Raw genomic sequence first — 16791 nt, forward strand, 5'->3', positions numbered from 1 at the left:
AAGCAGACGCTGGCTGGACGGTTTGACGGCGAAAATTGAGACGGAAAACGACGGGAAGACGGCGGATAATGCCTTTGAAATAAACTGCGACCGGGTGAGGACACCGGCAGAGCGAACCCTTGCATTCGAAGCGGCCCGGCTACAGTAGCGGCACGGCGGCCACACGATGGCAGGAACCTGAAAAACGGCCTATGTTCTGAACTGAAGAAAACACAGATTTCGCATGCGAAATCTACACCGGAGAAACGATAATGTGCGGTCGGTTTACGCAGTACAACTCCCGCGAGGAGTACCTGGCCTTTCTCGGAGAAGAAGCAGAACGGGACATCCCGTATGATCCGGAGCCCGTCGGCCGCTACAACGTTGCGCCCGGAACCCGGGTATTACTGCTGAGTGAACGCCGCTCGCAGCTGCATCTTGATCCTGTTCACTGGGGTTATGCGCCGGAGTGGTGGAACAAGCCCGCTCTAATCAACGCCAGAAGTGAAACTGCGGCTGGCAGCCGGATGTTCAGGCCACTCTGGGAGCACGGACGGGCCATTATTTTTGCTGACGGCTGGTTTGAGTGGAAACAGCAAAACGGCGTGAAACAGCCGTTTTTCATTTACCGCAAGGACGGAAATCCACTCCTGCTCGCTGCCATCGGGAAACCACCTTTTGAGAATGGTAATGACCTGGAAGGATTCCTGATCGTCACGGCAGCTGCGGATGAGGGACTGCTGGATATTCACGATCGGCGACCGTTCGTGTACTCACCGGATGCCGCACGTAAATGGCTCAGTGAAAACACAACCGGTAAAGAGGCGGAAGACATTGCCCGTGAGGGCAGTCTTTCCGCCGAAGATTTCACATGGCACCCCGTCAGCCGGGCTGTTGGCAATCCCGGGAACCAGGGCAGGGAACTTATAGAGCCACTGGCTTAGCAGACGGTGAGATACCCGGCATCCACTCACAGGGTTATGCACCGTTTCTGTGGATAACCCAGAGCCTGTTTTATCCGGCAGAACAATAACCTGGCAGGAGCCGGTAAAATTCTCCTTGCAGGACGGGAAATATCTTAAATAATACTGTATATAAAAACAGGCATTTTAAGAGGTATGCCATGATCCTTTTTGTCACTCCCGCATCTGAACCAGCACTGTCCACCGCACCACTTTTCACAGAGCGCTGTCCGGCAGGTTTTCCGTCACCGGCCGCGGACTATACCGAAGACGAACTGGATCTGAATGCCTATTGTATCCGTCGCCCCAGCGCGACCTACTTTGTCCGGGCCATTGGCGACTCGATGAAAGATATGGGCCTGCACTCCGGCGATTTAATGGTTGTCGACAAAGCCGAAAAACCCATACAGGGGGATATTGTCATCGCAGAAACAGATGGCGAGTTCACCGTTAAACGCCTGCAGCTTAAACCCCGAATCGCCCTGCTGCCGATGAATCCCGCCTACCCCACCCTCTACCCGGAGGAACTGCAGATATTCGGCGTGGTGATGGCATTCATACATAAGACGCGGGGTACTAACTGATGTTTGCGCTCGCTGATGTGAATTCGTTCTATGCGAGCTGCGAGAAAGTTTTTCGTCCCGACCTGCGGAACAAACCTGTTGTTGTTCTTAGCAACAACGACGGCTGTGTAATAGCGCGAAGTGCCGATTATGTGGAATTGCAAGTAACACTGTGATGCAGATGAAGCGAACTTCATCTGACTATAATATTGATATCGTTTTCCGCAACAATCAGCATCACAGCAGGTAAACCTTCCACACTCATTTTTTGATGTAACTTTTTGATTAAATTATCATCTTCATTACTGGCTTTCGCTGAAAATCCTTGAGGATGGGAGTGCCATTCACCAACATAATCGACAACACGAGCGGTCAGCTGCTGAACCCGTTCTAATGCTTCCTTTTGTCCCTCTTCTCCTCGGACAAAGAAGGCTGGTGAGGATTTACTGTCGATAGGTTCTGGGAGCACATCAACCAGAATAATAGTCTTGTTCTTAAAATCAGTTATGCCCACAATAGCGCCCCCGGTTTCATTCGGTAGGGCCTGTAAACGGGTGTGTCTCAGTTTTTGTTCTAAGCCTTGATCGTATCTAACAATCCATTCGCCAGCAATTACAGATACCACAGGGTAAAGCTCAATTTCATGAGCGCTCACTGCACCTGAATTTTCATCAGACACCCAGATACATAATCGAGCATCATCCTTAAGGACGGTCTGCCGTAGTTGGCGCGACAGGATACCAGCATGAACGTGAATACATTCGTTAGACATACGTACAGAAATATCCCGACATCCACCACCGACCCAACGATCACCATAATTGTGCTGTAGGTGAGTGTTTCCCCACTCGCTGCTCAAAATTGCCCGGTAGTATTGCCCCTCAATTGCATCAATTCGGCACTGTCTGTCTGTATCCTCTATTAACATCACGCTGGCCTTGCCTGATGGTGTCAGAAACAGACTAACTGTTCTGGGTATATCATCTTTTAACGCTAGGGTCCTAGGCACCTCAAAGGTGGTACTGACATCCACAACTAAGTGAGCCTCATTCACAGCTCTGGCAATATCATGATCGTCATCAAGAATACTTTTATTGATCGCTCCGGGGAGAGGTTCATGTGGATAAATACTACCTGCGAGGTGCCGAAGAATATCAGTTTTAGGGTATCCAATATGATCATCAACCCCAATATGGCGGGGCAGATTATGTGGAAGGAGTTTGTCAGGATCGATAAATGTCCAGTGTCCCCAGCCGACTCGTATCCAGATATCAGCTAATGTGCCGCCAAGAGCCCCAACGCCAGCCAGAACACCATAGAAAGATGCATTATCAGAATCAACAGCAGAAATGTCTCTTGCTCGTGCAGCATTCATAGCCGAACGTATTTCGACAGGTAACAGTGGTAATTGTTGCCATTGTGTACCTCTTACGCCACCAAGTAGTCGGAAACGGTGCTGTATTCCCCGCTCATTCCTAGGGGCAAGTATGTCTAATACGCTGGCAAGTTCGTAGAGTGAGCGTTCCACGATATAGCCCATAACATCAGTACGTTCTGTTTTACCATCCCTTAAACGAGGAACCCATAGCAGAATTAGCAAACCTTCCTTTTCACCAGAGCTAGGGCGAAGACCTGTATCAGGTATAGCATCATAAACAGCATCAGCGAGTGGCTGGAGAAGTTCACTTCCCCAGGATTGAAGCTGCTCTTCCAGTTTTTTCAGATTGTCAGGATATGAAGCAACTAATGAGGCTTCAACTGGTGGGACGGCAATGGTTAATAAGCGAAATGGTCTGATGCCCTGATTAGAATGTTCAGGTACAGCCCTTAAAATTATCGGCTTACCATTGCTGACCATCTGGAGGCTGAGTTTATGAGCTGCGGCATGATTATAATCAAGATAATTCGCTGGTAAAATAAGTTGATAGGGGCTCATATAAAAAAGTTGCTCAAGAGGTTGGTCTTCTCGATGCAAACGTTGTTCAGCTGATTCTCTGAGCCACCAAAATATTCGCTCAATAAATCTTTCAGGTGTCCAGTTGCGTTCGACGGCGCTCCAAGATACATCATAAAGGCAAAGAATTTTTGGAGAGTCTGGTACACCTGCATGTTGATGAGATAAAACAGGAAAATCTTTACGCAATGCATGAACTAGGATCGGGATAGTGAACTTAGGGTTTATCTCAATAGCTAATCGTTCTTTACGACGAATGCCAGCCTTATTGCCAGAAGTTACTGTACCATCAGCAACATCAATGACTAGGTATTCCGAGCGGTCATTGTTTTGCTCAGATAAACGTAATTCTCGAACAGTTATATAGGGATGCTGTTCGCATGCTGTAAGCAATGAGATTGTTTGCGGATATAGGCTATCACGCCCCGATGAATCGAGGCGTTTACCCAATTCGAAATATTCGATCATTGGTTTATTACACCTGCCCGGGGTGCGGCTGCCGTAGCAGCGCTTGTCGCAGCAGAAACTGCACCAACAATAGCGGGAATCAATTTTCCATCTCGTGCCACTTCAAACTCAAGAACAGTTTTATCTTTAAGGTCGCCCGTGCAACTGAACCAACCATCAACATTATCCAGAATATCATCGTACTCACGTTTAGCTCGAATACACGGAGGATCATAATCGTCATCAAGTATCTGTTTGCTGCTGGAAACTATTGTCGCTCCAGAACGCGCTTGCCCTAAAGCATTACGGGCCGCATCGCAAACCAGAGCATCTTCTCCCCATTGTGACCAGCTATAATAGGAAAGTGAATGCCACGAACAATGATGTGGTGTGAGGAGAAGATCATACTCCAGCACCTCAGGATTGCTTTTGTAACGATTCCATAATCGCTCCCAGATGAGAACTTCTGCATCCCCACCGAGTAAAAAGTGCATAGGATTACGAGAATATGCGGAAGGCAGTATTTTCATATTCATAATGATACTGGATTCATTTTTAGAAAGGGCTTCTTCCAGATTTTCATCATCTTCATGTGGTGCAGGTGCCAGAAGCTGTGCAGAGAAAACGTCTGAAACTTGCCCGTCAATTCTGGTGAATGTATCTCCAGCTTTAATAAGAATGGCACTCAGATCATCCGTTTTACCGTTAATATCTTCACCCATGATAAGAATGCGATTACCGCTAAATGCGTAACCATGTTCCCGCCAGTATTTTACACGGCGCCGAGCTTCCGTATTAAATGCCTGAGCATCTTCGCAAAGTGTGTGATTTTTCGAACGACGTCGAAAAATCAATGGTGATGACCACAACTCTCGGATGATTATGCGTTTTTCTGAACGTTTCAGATGGTCATCTGGATAGTCTTCAGGACGGCCCAGCCAGAAATGTTTACGTAGACCCCCACAATGGTCCTGATCCGGATGACTCAGCATAAAGACGTCAACAAAAGGGCGATCGTTATTATCGTACTTCAATCTGTTACGTAGCGCCGAGGCAACATCAGGTGTGTCATCTTTGGGGTCATCAGCAGCAGAACGGATATGTACATCAGTCAGAATGGATGTACCCTGGGTATCAGCCAAACGCACCAGTGTCATATCACCGTTGCCGACCTGGAAAAAAGTAACTTTTGCTGCCATCGACATCTCCTTCAGGGATACGAAAGATTGAGGTTAAGAACATCTGTTGCTAAGATACATCTAGTAATTATTCGAGTCTAGTAACTATGCGTATATTTTTTAGACTCAAATTGTAAGCACAGGAAATGATTGATAAATGATTGATAAAATGGTGCGAACTGGTCATTGGGGCCAAGAGAGACGACTTGAATTCATCGATTTTCGCCTACTGTGGGAAGGTCGACTTAACCGTGCAGATATCACTACATTTTTCAGAATTTCAGTGCCGCAGGCTTCGTTAGATTTGGCTAAATATCAAGAGATTGCACCAAGAAACATGGTGTATGATCGAACTCAGAAGGCTTATGTAACTACTCCAGATTTCAAACCTGTTTTTTCAAGTTTTGACAGTAATCATTACCTGAATGAACTATTAGGGCGAGAAAATGGAATAGTGGATCCTTGTGATAGTTTCATTGGATGGGCCCCTCCGGTTGCCAGCCTTCCTCTTCCGGCTAGGAAAGTACAACCTGAAATATTGATTGATTTAATCCGGGCCATGCAAAGAGAACAGGCTTTGGTTGTTGATTATCGTTCGATGACTAATGAACCAGCGGTTCGTATGTTATACCCAACTGCATTTGCACATGATGGTCATCGGTGGCATATTCGCGCCTATTGTTTTAAATCTGCAATGTTTAAAGATTTTGTCCTTGGCAGATTCTTTAATATTATTGAATTTGTTTCCCCACCGACATCAATTCCACAAGATGTTGACTGGAATACATTTATTGATGTGGTGATAGGTCCAAACCCTAACTACGATACGAATAGACGGCTATCTATTGAGCATGATTACCAAATGGTACATGGCGAGGCGAAAATTCGGATACGTAAAGCACAATTATATTATCTTAACCGTCGGTTAAATTTGGATGTGAAAATCGATTCTTCAATAGATGATAAGCAGCAAATCATCATGCTAAGAATAGAAAAACCTGAAGATTCTATAGGATAAAGTTAACATGAATGTAACTGGTATTAATAAAAACAATAAGGAATGGATGATTGCGATAATAATTACCTACCTTTTTATTCTGTTATGTCTGGCAACATACGCTATTGGGGCTATGTCTCTGGGGTGGTTGCCTGCACCTTACGCACCATTAAGGGTGCCACTGATGTGTGGTGCCATTGCCTATATTGGTGGTTGTTTATATTGTTTTCGTGCAATTTACATCAATAAATGCATTAGAAAACAATGGGATCCAGATTGGCATGTATGGTATTTCATCCGCCCACTTACCAGTACAATTGCAGGTGCAATCAGTTACTTATTTCTTAAAGCAGGATTGTTAGTTCTGGAATCTAGCTCCAATGCAGGGTCCAGTGAAATGGGTTTCTTTGCATTGGCGTTTATTGCAGGCTTTAATGTCGATAAGTTTGTCGCGAAAATTGAGGAAGTTGCAAAGGCCGTGTGGGGGATTGAAAAAACAAGAAGTGCAACTAATCATGAGGTAAAAGACTTAGATAAAAAAGAATAACATGGGTATTCAAATTAACCGGGATATTTTTCGCTATTTTATCTTCTTTGCTTGTCTGGTGTTTCAATATTTTTTAATTTCTCTAATAATTTGTCTATCGCACCAATATCATTATTTACTGCTGCCTGTTCATCATCCGTCAACGGGATCTCCTGCATCATTTTGAGTAAATTCTGACGCCCCTCTATATATTGCGCTTCTGATGATGATTTAGGCAGGTAGAACGAACATTTTGCACAAGCCATACGGTGTGGGCACTGTTCAAAAAAGTCATAACTACACAATCCGTGCCCAAGGTCATAATATCGCCATGGTTCTCCTTTCTGCATTTGTCCGGACGAAATTGCATCCTGATCGATCAGCACCGAAACCATACGACGGTTTCGCTCAAAGTATCCTGCTTTAGACAGAGACCCTGCCAGTTTTGTCGGTGTGATATCGATATAATGCTGTGTCGAACTGGGAGAGGAATGTCCGAGCCAGCGCTGTAACTCAAATAATCCTAGTGGTTCCCTGGCATTAAACAGCTGGCTGGCTATAGTTGCCCGCGCTCTGTGGCTAGTGATAGTTCCCCTGATATCTTTGTTTGGAACACCAGCTTTCCGACAAAGCATCGGAATTAAGGATTTATTAATATAACTCTGGCTAATCCGAGCAGCTTTATGCATAAAAAGATAACTGACAAGTTCACCCGTTTTTAAATCAAGTTGGTCTGGTTGTATATTTCGGTGATGCTGCCAACTTACTGATTTAGTGTATGATGGTGTTTTTGAGGTGCTCCAGTGGCTTCTGTTTCTATCAGCTGTCCCTCCTGTTCAGCTACTGACGGGGTGTTGCGTAACGGCAAAAGCACTGCCGGACATCAGCGCTATCTCTGCTCTCACTGCCGTAAAACATGGCAACTGCAGTTCACTTACACCGCTTCTCAACCCGGTACGCACCAGAAAATCATTGATATGGCCATGAATGGCGTTGGATGCCGGGCAACCGCCCGCATTATGGGCGTTGGCCTCAACACGATTTTACGTCACTTAAAAACTCAGGCCGCAGTCGGTAACCTCGCGCATACAGCCGGGCAGTGACGTCATCGTCTGCGCGGAAATGGACGAACAGTGGGGCTATGTCGGGGCTAAATCGCGCCAGCGCTGGCTGTTTTACGCGTATGACAGGCTCCGGAAGACGGTTGTTGCGCACGTATTCGGTGAACGCACTATGGCGACGCTGGGGCGTCTTATGAGCCTGCTGTCACCCTTTGACGTGGTGATATGGATGACGGATGGCTGGCCGCTGTATGAATCCCGCCTGAAGGGAAAGCTGCACGTAATCAGCAAGCGATATACGCAGCGAATTGAGCGGCATAACCTGAATCTGAGGCAGCACCTGGCACGGCTGGGACGGAAGTCGCTGTCGTTCTCAAAATCGGTGGAGCTGCATGACAAAGTCATCGGGCATTATCTGAACATAAAACACTATCAATAAGTTGGAGTCATTACCTATATTTCGTTCTTTTTCCCAGCAATCAATGTATTCCCCTACGATTGGATCAACAGGTTTGGTGAAGGCCGTGCTGGTTTTGTTCACGGGGACATCCAGCAAACATATCCGAGAGCCGCCCTGATGTTCATCATTTTGCCAGCGTATACAGCCTGTTCGCATCCGCAAAATTTCATCACGACGCAACCCACCAAACAGCCAGAGAACACATAATGCACGAACCATAGAAAATGGGTAGCGATAGTAAAGTTGTTCACCATAATGCAGATCCTGCTCCTGCAGGTTCAACCCTGCCCAGACAAGTTTACTCCATATATCATCAGCAACGACTCTTGGTGCAGGGCCAATACTGGCCCGGATAGCGCGGGGTAAACGGAACGTTCTGACAGGATTAAATCGGACGATAATAAGCCCCCATTCCTGAAGGTCTCGAAAAAAAACTCTGATAGCCTGTAAAATCCCCGCCCGTGCAGAGGCTGTCATTAACTGGCCTATTCGATTCTGATACATATGGCGCGGTTCAGACCACTGGCCTATTTTCATTTGACACACTGCAGCTACGTATTCAAGTGCGATGTCCCGGCTCCAGTCTGCAGGAGAATGTATATCAGGGTGAGTGGCTTTCAGCCAGCGCCCACACTGCAGGATGCGGTACCATGTACTGAGTTCAGATGATGGTGCTTTAATAGCGGTTTTACGCCAGCGTTCACACCATCGCAACCATTCTTCCGGAACGTTACTGGTTGCACGATATTCCCCGTGAGGCCGTCTGCGCTCAAGAATACGATGGTCAATGCCCGCTGGGAACAGCCCCATCGCAGCAAATATCCTTGACAAGGTGGCCGCAGAGCGACGCATATAAACAGGCCCGTAAGTTATTACTCGCTTAAGTGTTTCCAGTTCCAATTTTTCAGGATCAACCTGCCGCTGACAAAGCATAGACAGCAGTAGCGCATTACGAATGTTATTGTCAGCAGCGACAAAGCCGAGGCGCTGCATGTTCTCCTGAAGCTTGTTTACCGCCGCCTCTGTCGCCGGGCGGCCAAAAACTTTGACAGAAAGCCGATAATGATAAAAGCAGCCAGCCGCCTCAAGTCGATTAAATCCGCACAGTAACCAAGCAATCGCGAGGACATACTGTCGACAATTACCACAGCTGCCATATTTTTTGCGAAATACCTCTTCACTGCTGCACAGCACTTCGAGCCAGTCGTCCTGGGTCCATGACCAGTAGTTTTTTTCCAGCCGGTGCATTTCCAGAATGATGTCATGAATTGCAGAATTGGTTGTTGTGGATGCGGCATTCATCCACTTTAATGCTGCTCTGAGTGGAATTATCAGGCGAGAAAGCCTTTGTCTTACACAGTTCGACCAGTTTTGTTTATGACGTCCAACAACATACTGAGCCAGCTTTATCAAAGTATCTCGTTCAATCGGCTGTAATTCGGGAGAACAATCCCAGTCAGGATCAGGTTGCCATACTTCGTAGTCAAAAGGGGCTGGCGCATCATATTCAGTTTTCATTGCCATCCGTATTGTCCCCCTTTAAATGGTGTAACCGATGTTCATGTATCGACGCCATACCTGCGTTAAATTTTTCCGTAAGATCACGCGCACTAAGATGGATATAAAGTAACGTTGACTGGATACTCTGATGGCCGGCAAACGTAGCGATCTCATGAATATCCCAGTCAGCTCTGGCGAGATCGGTCAGACATAGATGTCTGAAGGTATGCGTACTCAATTGGGGTAGCCCCGCCTGCATTGCCAACGACCTTACGATCTTGGACCAGGTCCACCGGGTTATTGGCGCAGTTCTGTTGCGACAGGAATAAGAAAGAAACAGTGGGCCACGGGAAGTATTTAATTGTCGCCGTTCTGCTAACCAGAGGAAATATAACTCTCCGGTTACGACAGAATAGGGCACAACCCGACCTCGCTTAGTTTTTGTCGTTTCAGCCCGAACTGTTAGCAAGCGACGAGAAGGGTCAATATCGCCGGTAGCAACGGAGCACAACTCTTCCCGGCGCAGGGCACAGTCGTACGCAAGAGATAGCATAAAACGATTACGTATTGTGGTCTGGCGGGCTGCGATAAGTAAGTTTTCCCAGTCACGGTCACTCGGTATCCATGGCAGGCGTCGCTGTGCCTGAATGAGCCCCCTGCGCCCACCTCCGCCAGGATGCCAGCTGCCTCTCATAACGGGGTTCAGTACTATTAATCCTTCTTCTCGCAGGTAGTCACAATATAATCGAACGATAGTGAGTCGATGACGAAGGCTGGCAGCCGCCAGATTGCGGGAGATATTAAGATGCCGAACATACAAAGCCAGGATCTCCCGGCTGGCTTCTGTAGGGCTCACATCATTCTGGCGACAAAAACGCAGCCAATCATCGATCCCACGGGCATAAGCTTCAACCGTATTTGGCGCCTTCAGCAAACTTTCCTGTAAGCATAACCAGCGAAAAGCTGTAGGCTCAGCCATCATGTAAGGTAAAGATGCCAGCAACGATGCACGCATACACTTTCCTTCCGAGTCAGAAAGCACAACCTAAGGATAGTCAATTCCAAATAACATATAAGCCAAACGGCTGGGTATAAAGATGGGAACCCCCTGGTTCCAGCTCAAAGAGGCGCAGTTTCCTGAAAAACTGTACGTTTTTTCCAGCAACTACGAGCTCTACGCGAGCCTGAGTAACCGTGTGGTCGCCCTGCTGGAAGAGCTGTCGCCCCGCGTCGAACAATACTCAATTGACGAATGTTTCCTGGATGCCCGAGGAATTGGCCACTGTATGGATCTGGAGGATTTTGGCAGGCAGCTGCGTGGGCATGTTCTCAGTGGAACCGGACTGACGATCGGTGTCGGCTTCGGCGCCACAAAAACACTGGCCAAATCGGCGCAGTGGGCGTCAAAGGAATGGCCACAATTCAGTGGGGTGCTGGCGCTGTCGCCCGAAAATCCACGCAGAACGGCAAAATTACTCAGCCTGCAGCCGGTGGAAGAAATCTGGGGCGTGGGGAACCGGATAGCGAAAAAGCTGCACGTTATGGGGATCACCACTGCCCTGCAGCTGTCGCTGACGAACCCCACATTTATCCGGAAAAACTTCAACGTAGTGCTGGAGCGCACGGTACGTGAGCTGAACGGCGAGAGCTGCATTTCGCTGGAGGAAGCGCCGCCGCCGAAACAGCAGATTGTCTGCAGTCGCAGCTTCGGGCAGCGGATCACCACCTACGAAGAAATGCGCCAGGCCGTCTGCCAGTATGCCGAGCGCGCGGCGGAAAAGTTGCGCGGTGAGCGACAGTACTGCCGGCATATCAGCACCTTCATCAAGACGTCCCCTTTTGCGGTTAATGAGCCGTATTACGGTAACGTGGCCACGGAAAAACTGAACACCCCTACCCGTGACACCCGGGACATTATCGCGGCAGCGGTCAGGTCTCTGGACAGGATCTGGCTCGATGGCCACCGCTACGCAAAAGCGGGGATAATGCTCAATGATTTCAGTCCGAACGGCGTCGCGCAGCTGAATCTGTTCGATGACGTGCAGCCACGGCCGCACAGCGATGCGCTGATGAAGGTGCTCGACGGCATTAATCATTCCGGACTCGGGAAAGTCTGGTTTGCCGGACGGGGTATTGCGCCGGACTGGCAGATGAAACGGGAGATGCTGTCACCGGCATATACCACCCGCTGGAAGGAGCTGCCGGTTGCCCGTTTCTGACCGTCGAAATGACAGACGGGACTTGCTGCAAGAGCTTACTTTACCGATCATACAGATGACTTGTCTCAGGGGGGAACCATGACAAATATCATTCTGTGTGATGTGACTGCCAGCATCAGCGAACTTAAAAACGATCCGGTGGCCACCGCCAGTGCCGGCGGCGGCTACCCGGTCGCGATTATTGACCGCAACCGCCCTGTTTTTTATTGTGTGCCCGCGGCTCTGTATGAACAAATGCTCGATGCGCTGGACGAAAAAGACCTGGTGCAATTGATCACAGAACGTCAAAACCAGCCGCTGCGTGAAGTGGATCTCAATCAGTATCTGTGATGTGCTCCGGTGCGAGGAGCAAGGAATGTATTAAATCAATGTTAAGGAACAATATGGGTAGCAAAATCGCAGGTGTGGTTTTCTTATTCTTCACTATCTGGGGAATGGCTTCAGTGATTGAATTGCAGTACTGGCGTAACGCTGATACCTATCCTGTCTGGCTGACAAAACATCTCCGGATCTCTCCCGAAAATAACGAAAAGAGCCTGATAAGGATAGGAATGGAAACCTTTGACAAGGTATGTGGTGATAACAGGGGCCTCCTTGCCGTCACCCAAAAACAAAACGGTATGTTTATGCGCTGTGATGATTCCCCCGGATTTTTTTCATGGTTCAGCGGCGTTTACAAAGTCAGTTAATCAGATAACGTGTTGGACTTTCAATATGTTACCCACACGGTTATCCCCCGTTACTGTGGATAATCAATATATTGTGTCTCAGACAGCTGCTTTTTCTACCATATGTTGTGTCCCTGATATCCCCTCGGACGGCGTGACAAACGACATCACACTGGAGACGCTGATGACGGGACCATGTTCATCCAGGGTCGTAAGAACGGCCGGGACTGGTTACCGGCCGGACGAAGGACCGGCCAACGCGCAGCGGCGGCAGCTGGTTTTAAAAATGCTGGCGGAAATTTAAAATTAAGCCGCACACCCCGCGAAATTTTGCAAATTTCACTCAACATGCTTCGTTCAGATCCCAACAGAGCTTTCACCATCACCTGTAATAGCCGCCCTGCTGCGTGATTACTCCGCTCAACAGGTTGCTGGCGACAAGCCAATACCTGTTCGTGACAGGCATTGCTTAACCGTTGTCCCAAACTAATAATGTGCCGACGATGCAGGTGGGACCGTGGTCCCAGGCCGATAAGCTGACCGGCGATGCAGGTGGGACCGTGGTCCCAGGCAGGTAAGCTGACCGATGACGCAGGTGGGACCGTGGTCCCAGTCAGATAACCTGACCGACGACGCAGGTGGGACCGTGGTCCCAGACAGATAACCTGACCGATGACGCAGGTGAGACCGTGGTCCCAGGCAGATAACCTGACAGACGATGCAGGTGGGACCGTGGTCCCAGACAGATAAGCTGACCGATGACGCAGGTGGGACCGTGGTCCCAGACAGATAAGCTGACCGATGACGCAGGTGGGACCGTGGTCCCAGGCAGATAACCTGACCGACGACGCAGGTGGGACCGTGGTCCCAGTCAGATAACCTGACCGATGACGCAGGTGGGACCGTGGTCCCAGGCAGATAAGCTGACAGATGACGCAGGTGGGACCGTGGTCCCAGGCAGATAAGCTGACCGACGATGCAGGTGGGACCGTGGTCCCAGGGAGATAACCTGACCGACGACGCAGGTGGGACCGTGGTCCCAGTCAGATAACCTGACCGATGACGCAGGTGGGACCGTGGTCCCAGACAGATTACCTGACCGGCGATGCAGGTGGGACCGTGGTCCCAGGCAGATAAGCTGACAGATGACGCAGGTGGGACCGTGGTCCCAGGCAGATAAGCTGACCGACGATGCAGGTGGGACCGTGGTCCCAGGGAGATAACCTGACCGGCGATGCAGGTGGGACCGTGGTCCAAGGCAGATAAGCTGACAGATGACGCAGGTGGGACCGTGGTCCCAGAGAGAATATTCAGGCCAGTTATGTTTTCTGGCCTGTGAGAAAGGAAATGAAGTAAAGGGAGATCACCGTAGAATAATGCGTGTCCGCATCAGACTCCTGGTTTCTCAAGCTCCTTAAGAATGGCTTCTATTTTCTCTATACACTCCGCAGGAATGCGGGACTTATCCAGGTTAAGCACCATTTTATCGCCCTTATACAATGCTGTTGCCCCTGGAGCAAACTGATGACGTGAGCTCAGATTAACTCTTGATGCGGGAGATTGTTTCAGTACGGATGTTAAAAGACTAATGACCTCTTCAGCTTCAAAGATTAGTCCCGCTTTCTTCTGATCGTGGAGAGTCTCAGCCTGCTGCTTCAGTAATTCTTCTTTATCTGCAAAAGCCTTCTGAAGGGCTTCACCTGACCGGGCAGACAGTTCTCCAGGATGTGCAAACAGGGCAACAACGGATTTAGGCAGTTTGGCCGTATTAATACAGCGGGTAATGATCTTACGAGAAATGTTTTCCGCATCGGCAAGCGCAGAAATATTTCCTGCAAACTCATTCTGCAGCCGGCTTGTATAACGCAGGCCACGTTCATAAGCACTCGTCGGCCGATAATCGTTACCCAGTCGGGACAATGCAGCCATCTGCTCATCGTCCAGTTCACCAACCAGAACGCGATAATCACTTTCCGTCAGGATTGCGGCTTTACGGCGACGGCTGCCGTCTGCAATTTCTATGACATCAGAAACCCGGCGGCCGAAAGCTGGAGTCTGCTGACCGGTCAGTAAAAATGAAGGAATGAGATCATCCAGAGCATCTTCGGTAAGTAGTTCCTGATCGCGCTCATTGCCTGACCATACGCGTGAAGCGCTCTCAACAGAGTCTCCCCGGAGCACCTCAAGGGTAAATTTTACTTCCCGTCCACTTACCGGAAGAGAGATTGCATTACCGCGGGCCATAGCACCCACGCGCGCAATTAATGAATCCACCATCGGCGCGGCCGGCGCCGGTGATGAAGTATCTTCAGTCGATTGAGTATGTGTGGTATGTCTTGGAATGACAGGAGCACGCTTCATTATCTAATCTCCCAGCGTGGTTTAATCAGACGATCAAAAATCTCATTGCAAACAGGCTCCCAGATAGAGAGGGCATTACGCCAGGCACCGGTTGAAGAACGTTGATCAATAGCCTGTTCAAAAACGGTTCTCATACGGATCTGACCTTTGCCGACTTCATCCGTTTCGCGCACAACATTTTTAAGGACCATGCTTCCCCAGGCATCCCGAATTTGTTCTTCCATCCACGGGGACTGCGAGCCATTATTATTACTGTATTTGGTAAGCAGAATACGGACATCTGGCTCGAAGCCTTTAAGATCCACGTTCTTAAGCAGGTCACGAAGCATATCGAAAAACTGCAGTGCGGAGGTGTAGTCGAACAGCTCTGCCGGAGTAGGGACAATCAGAACATCAGCAGCGCATACAACATTTATCGTACCGATACCAAGGTTGGGTGCGCTGTCGATAACTATCACGTCATAATCATGAGCGACAGTTTCAATGGCCAGACGGAGCATCAGGTGCGGGTCAGCAGGTAATTTGCCTTCGTCAAATTTCCCCATCAGCTCGGTTTCAATGCGGTGCAGTGCCAGACAGGACGGGATGATATCAAGGCCAGGCCAGCAGGTGGGCTTTATAGCGTAGCTGGCGTCATCCTTTTCCCCAAGATAAAAGGGCAGGAGAGTGTCCTCAGCATGAATATGAAGATCGGGCACCCATCCGTGATACATAGAAGCAGTTCCCTGTGGGTCATTGCCTTCAACAAGCAGAACACGGAGTCCTTTCAGAGCAAGATCCTGAGCCAGGTGAACGGATACTGAGGTTTTGTAAACACCACCTTTGTGAGCTGCAACGCCAATCACCGGCGGAAACGCATCTTCAGCACGGCGCAGTCGTGTACCAAATACATCCCGCATGTGATTGATTTGTTCGATGGTATAACCAACGCGTTGCTCAACTCTCCCACGGGTTTCCATATCAGGGTGCGGCAGCCGGCCAGCTTTCTCGGCATCCCTGATAGCCTGAGATGACACGCCAACTAAATCTGCCGCTTCACCAATCCTCCAGCGCCGGGTTATTTTCCGGGCTTCCGGACTGTCATCATTAAACTGTGCAATGGCGATTGCTTTCGTCATTTCATGACCAGCACTTATGCACTGGTTGAGTGTATCCATGAGTCCCATACTGAACATCCTTTAATCATCACTTTGCATTATTTTATTAAATCTTGGAATTTATTGCAAAGCAACAATAAAATCGCAAAGTGCACGAAAAAGTGCAAAGTGAACCACATTGGGTAATGAAAGAACGCAGGGGATTACAAAAGAGTACATACCGCAGTCAATATTAATCACTGCCGCTCGCCGCAGTAAGCGATCTCACACAGTGAGAAAGCGGCGAGGAAGCGGAAAATCACAGAATTCACAGATTGCACGTACGTCGGGTTGCTAAAGATGGCTCGGGATCAGCCAGTTATAATGAAATTGACTGCGGTATGTAATATATTGACTATGGTATGATGCTTACCGCATCTGTGTCGAGGAAGAGGAAAGACGACTCAGCATACCGCAGTCAATGTTTCATTGTTGTACCTGTAGATCTCAATCTTCCAGAGCGTATTCAGGAAAATAAGGCCAGGGTTCTGGATATCTGGTGTGGCGCTTCCGGGCTTGTATCTGGGTTATTCATGGTCTCGATCCAATAATTGATCCCAAGGAGATCATAATGAGATCCAAAAGAGATCCCCGGATCGCTCCAGCATGCGCTGTAACTGGCTTTAACGTCTGTCTGGATCGACTGTGGAATGTAAAATGTTGACTGTTATATGCATAATCTAATACTGTGATATGCAACGGTATTTACTGAGGTATGTATATCCGTTGACTGCGATACGTATTACTACATCCTTTTGTGGATAACCGTTGAGGATCAAG

The 16791-nt window shown here is 48.6% G+C and carries 14 protein-coding genes and 2 pseudogenes; 9 read left to right on the plus strand and 7 right to left on the minus strand.

The genetic code is table 11. The features are described from left to right. Positions 1–251: 251 nt before the first annotated feature. The 3 genes and pseudogenes from ACLHV9_RS25515 to ACLHV9_RS25525 all read left to right on the plus strand — a co-directional run. Positions 252–923, plus strand: a complete 672-nt coding sequence (locus tag ACLHV9_RS25515; RefSeq protein ID WP_008324206.1) for an SOS response-associated peptidase family protein — start codon at positions 252–254, stop codon at positions 921–923. 179 nt (positions 924–1102) lie between these two features. Next, entirely contained in the window at positions 1103–1525 is a 423-nt protein-coding gene (gene umuD, locus ACLHV9_RS25520; RefSeq protein ID WP_008324207.1) for a translesion error-prone DNA polymerase V autoproteolytic subunit, read from the plus strand. Further along, a pseudogene (locus tag ACLHV9_RS25525) lies at positions 1525–1653 on the plus strand (DNA polymerase V subunit UmuC); the annotation flags it as partial. The gene umuD and the pseudogene ACLHV9_RS25525, both read left to right, overlap by 1 nt. Before the next feature lie 44 nt (positions 1654–1697). On the opposite strand, the gene ACLHV9_RS25530 reads toward ACLHV9_RS25525, so the two are convergent. Continuing rightward, positions 1698–3926 (minus strand): Mov34/MPN/PAD-1 family protein, encoded by a 2229-nt coding sequence (locus ACLHV9_RS25530; RefSeq protein WP_008324209.1) that lies wholly within the window; start codon positions 3924–3926, stop codon positions 1698–1700. Then, on the minus strand, positions 3923–5104 hold the full coding sequence (locus ACLHV9_RS25535; RefSeq protein ID WP_008324210.1) for a hypothetical protein: 1182 nt from the start codon (positions 5102–5104) through the stop codon (positions 3923–3925). The genes ACLHV9_RS25530 and ACLHV9_RS25535 overlap by 4 nt, the downstream gene beginning before the upstream one ends. A gap of 136 nt (positions 5105–5240) precedes the next feature. On the opposite strand from ACLHV9_RS25535, the gene ACLHV9_RS25540 reads away from it, so the two are divergent. Both ACLHV9_RS25540 and ACLHV9_RS25545 read left to right on the plus strand, forming a co-directional pair. Further along, complete coding sequence (locus tag ACLHV9_RS25540; protein ID WP_008324213.1) at positions 5241–6101, plus strand: WYL domain-containing protein; 861 nt, start codon at positions 5241–5243, stop codon at positions 6099–6101. A 7-nt stretch (positions 6102–6108) separates the two neighbouring features. Continuing rightward, positions 6109–6627 (plus strand): hypothetical protein, encoded by a 519-nt coding sequence (locus ACLHV9_RS25545; protein ID WP_008324215.1) that lies wholly within the window; start codon positions 6109–6111, stop codon positions 6625–6627. Positions 6628–6665: 38 nt separating this feature from the next. Here the strand turns inward: ACLHV9_RS25545 and ACLHV9_RS25550 are convergent, their stop codons facing one another. Next, entirely contained in the window at positions 6666–7349 is a 684-nt protein-coding gene (locus ACLHV9_RS25550; protein WP_228718805.1) for a tyrosine-type recombinase/integrase, read from the minus strand. A 60-nt stretch (positions 7350–7409) separates the two neighbouring features. Between ACLHV9_RS25550 and ACLHV9_RS25555 the strand changes: the two genes are divergently transcribed. Further along, positions 7410–8106, plus strand: a protein-coding gene (locus ACLHV9_RS25555; RefSeq protein WP_370610343.1) for an IS1-like element IS1A family transposase whose coding sequence is annotated in 2 segments (ribosomal slippage) — positions 7410–7663 and positions 7662–8106 — 699 coding nt in all. Because the reading frame shifts where the segments join, the coding sequence is not laid out codon by codon here. Here ACLHV9_RS25555 and ACLHV9_RS25560 read toward each other — a convergent pair. Both ACLHV9_RS25560 and ACLHV9_RS25565 read right to left on the minus strand, forming a co-directional pair. Beyond that, the gene (locus ACLHV9_RS25560; RefSeq protein WP_023294860.1) at positions 8041–9651 is read right to left on the minus strand and encodes a hypothetical protein; all 1611 of its coding nucleotides are present in this window, start codon (positions 9649–9651) and stop codon (positions 8041–8043) included. The two genes, ACLHV9_RS25555 and ACLHV9_RS25560, sit on opposite strands and share 66 nt — an antisense overlap. Next, positions 9635–10642, minus strand: a complete 1008-nt coding sequence (locus tag ACLHV9_RS25565; RefSeq protein ID WP_008325196.1) for a tyrosine-type recombinase/integrase — start codon at positions 10640–10642, stop codon at positions 9635–9637. The genes ACLHV9_RS25560 and ACLHV9_RS25565 overlap by 17 nt, the downstream gene beginning before the upstream one ends. Before the next feature lie 61 nt (positions 10643–10703). On the opposite strand from ACLHV9_RS25565, the pseudogene umuC reads away from it, so the two are divergent. The 3 genes and pseudogenes from umuC to ACLHV9_RS25580 form a co-directional block, all read left to right on the plus strand. Beyond that, positions 10704–11846, plus strand: a pseudogene (gene umuC / locus ACLHV9_RS25570) (translesion error-prone DNA polymerase V subunit UmuC); the annotation flags it as partial. A 78-nt stretch (positions 11847–11924) separates the two neighbouring features. Continuing rightward, positions 11925–12176 (plus strand): type II toxin-antitoxin system Phd/YefM family antitoxin, encoded by a 252-nt coding sequence (locus tag ACLHV9_RS25575; protein ID WP_004118488.1) that lies wholly within the window; start codon positions 11925–11927, stop codon positions 12174–12176. 53 nt (positions 12177–12229) lie between these two features. Further along, positions 12230–12535 carry a hypothetical protein gene (locus ACLHV9_RS25580; protein ID WP_008325193.1) on the plus strand — a complete coding sequence of 102 codons (306 nt, stop codon included), beginning with the start codon at positions 12230–12232 and terminating at the stop codon, positions 12533–12535. Positions 12536–13903: 1368 nt separating this feature from the next. Here the strand turns inward: ACLHV9_RS25580 and ACLHV9_RS25585 are convergent. Then, a complete protein-coding gene (locus ACLHV9_RS25585; RefSeq protein ID WP_004206785.1) occupies positions 13904–14875 on the minus strand; it encodes a ParB/RepB/Spo0J family plasmid partition protein in 972 nt (323 codons plus the stop codon). Further along, positions 14875–16041, minus strand: a complete 1167-nt coding sequence (gene sopA, locus ACLHV9_RS25590) for a plasmid-partitioning protein SopA (protein WP_000523812.1) — start codon at positions 16039–16041, stop codon at positions 14875–14877. The genes ACLHV9_RS25585 and sopA overlap by 1 nt, the downstream gene beginning before the upstream one ends. Between the last annotated feature and the right edge of the window lie 750 nt (positions 16042–16791).

Source organism: Enterobacter sp. CPE_E890 (assembly GCF_046521475.1).
GTDB lineage: Bacteria > Pseudomonadota > Gammaproteobacteria > Enterobacterales > Enterobacteriaceae > Enterobacter > Enterobacter adelaidei.